The organism is Microbacterium sp. BF1 (assembly GCF_019279095.1).
Lineage (GTDB): Bacteria > Actinomycetota > Actinomycetes > Actinomycetales > Microbacteriaceae > Microbacterium > Microbacterium maritypicum.
Window position 1 is genome coordinate 1 of record NZ_JAGYWT010000458.1, and the last position, 1,950, is coordinate 1,950.

The 1,950-nt window shown below is 68.1% G+C and carries 2 protein-coding genes; both read right to left on the reverse strand.

From position 1 onward, the window contains the following. Positions 1-227 precede the first annotated feature (227 nt). Positions 228-1,244, reverse strand: coding sequence for a magnesium/cobalt transporter CorA (corA, locus tag KZA10_RS13590; protein ID WP_218683146.1), 1,017 nt, complete (start codon positions 1,242-1,244; stop codon positions 228-230). 36 nt (positions 1,245-1,280) lie between these two features. Further along, positions 1,281-1,950, reverse strand: a 670-nt coding sequence (locus KZA10_RS13595) for a serine hydrolase domain-containing protein (protein WP_218683147.1), incomplete at its 5' end; no start/stop codon positions are given.

The following is a 1,950-nucleotide window of genomic DNA, read 5'->3' on the forward strand; positions in this document are numbered from 1 at the left end:
TCCTGCACGCTCGACACCAGTGGGGTGCCCGGCGCCTCCGGCACGCCCTGGACGGTCACGATGATCTGGCCGTTGGCCTCGCGGTCGGGGTCCTTCGTCGCATCCTGGATGCGGTAGCGCACGACCAATGACGACCTTGCAGGACTGGGTCGAGGAGTCGATTCCCGCCACGAGTTCCATGCTGCGATCATCCCATGCGGGGCGACGGGCACTCATCCGGCTCGGTGTCAGAGCCAGCCCTTGCGTTTGAACGCCGCGTACAGGCCGAAGCCCAGCGCGATCATCATGCCGACCGCCATGGGGTAGCCGAGCAGCCAGTGCAGCTCCGGCATGTGGTCGAAGTTCATGCCGTAGATGGTGCCGACGAGCGTGGGCGCGAACAGGATCGCCGCCCATCCCGAGATCTTCTTGACCTCGTCGTTCTGACGGATGCTGAGTTCCGTCATCCGCCGCATCTCCTCGTTCTGGCGGCGTGCGACGATGGTCGATTCGACGGTGAGCGCGTTGTCGAGCACGGTGCGGAACGTCGTCGCGCGGTCGCTCACGCGCAGGGTGTGATCCAGCACGTCGCGCAGATACCGCTGCAGCTCTTCGGTCACCTGGTACTTGTCCGACGCTCGAAGCAGTGCCTCCAGCATCCCCGACAGCGGCTGCGTGGCCCGCTGGAAGTCGATGACCTCCCGACTCAGATCGTAGATGCGCTGCGTGGCGTCGGTGTTCTCCTCGAACAGCTGGCTCTCGATCTCGTCGATGTCGTTCTCGAGCCCCGCGAGGACGGGCGTGTACTCGTCGACGACCTCGTCGAGGATGGCGTACAGCACGGCTTCGGGGCCGTGGGCGAGGAGCGCGGGGTCGGCTTCGAGGCGACGCCGGACGCGGCCGAGGTCGGGGGACTCCGCGTGCCGGATCGTCACCACGAAGTCGGGACCGACCAGCACATGCACCTCGCCGAACTCGACCTCTTCGAGGTCGTCGAGATAGCGGGCCGGTCGCAGCACCATGAACAGCACGTCTCCGTAGCGCTCGAGCTTCGCGCGCTGGTGCCCGGAGAGGGCGTCCTCCACGACGAGCGCGTGGATCCCGAACTCCTCGGCGACCTCGCGGATCTCCTCCTCGCTCGGTCGATAGAGGCCGATCCACCCCATGCCGTCGCGTTCGCGCATGCGCTCGAACGTCTCGCTCAGGGTCACCGGGTTCTCGGTGCGGACGCCATCCACGTAGATCGCATTGTCGATGATCGCCATCGTCGCCCCTTCGAGTACCTGTGGGTCAGCCCGGGTTCACTCCGCGGCGGGAGGAGCGACGCAGGCGATCGCCGCGTCGGTGATCGCCTGGTGGTACTGCTCGGCGGTGAACGGAAGACCGAACTCGGGGGCCGTCTGGCCGTCGGCGGCCGGCGCCTTCGAGGCGATGGCTGCGAGCTCCCACGAGAGGTGCTGGGCGAACTGGGCGCCGGCCGTGGAGTCGTTGAGCACAACCGCCACCGTGAATCCGGTCGCCGGGTCGGAGTACGCCGCGGTGGCGTATCCCGGAGTCCAGCCGTGCTGGCCGATCATCGATCCCACCAGGTAGCCACCGCCGGCGGCCTGGAACCAGGATGCGGCGCCGTCTGCCGCCGAGAGCGGATCGGCGAAGCGCTCCGGCTTCTCCTTCGTGCGCAGGACCTGCTTCGCCTCCGCCTGGGCGTAGCGACCGAGGTCGGTGATGGTGGAGACGACACCGGAGTCGGTGAACCCCGAGCTGGACGACAGCTTCGTGATGTCGACGGGGGCCGCGCAGTCGTATCCGCCCTCGACGGCATTGAGGTAGTGACCGTCGAGCACCGCGCCGGTTCCCGGCGCTGCCGGGGTCGGCCCGGGAAGCGAGGTGTCGGGCAGCGCGAGAGGTTCGGTGACGTACTCGGCGATCAGCTCGGAGGCCGTCATGCCCGACGCGCGCTCGAGGGCGAGG

Bases quoted from the DNA above. Each gene is read 5' to 3' on its own strand.
- corA (WP_218683146.1), bottom strand. From the start codon at position 1,244: ATGGCGATCATCGACAATGCGATCTACGTGGATGGCGTCCGCACCGAG.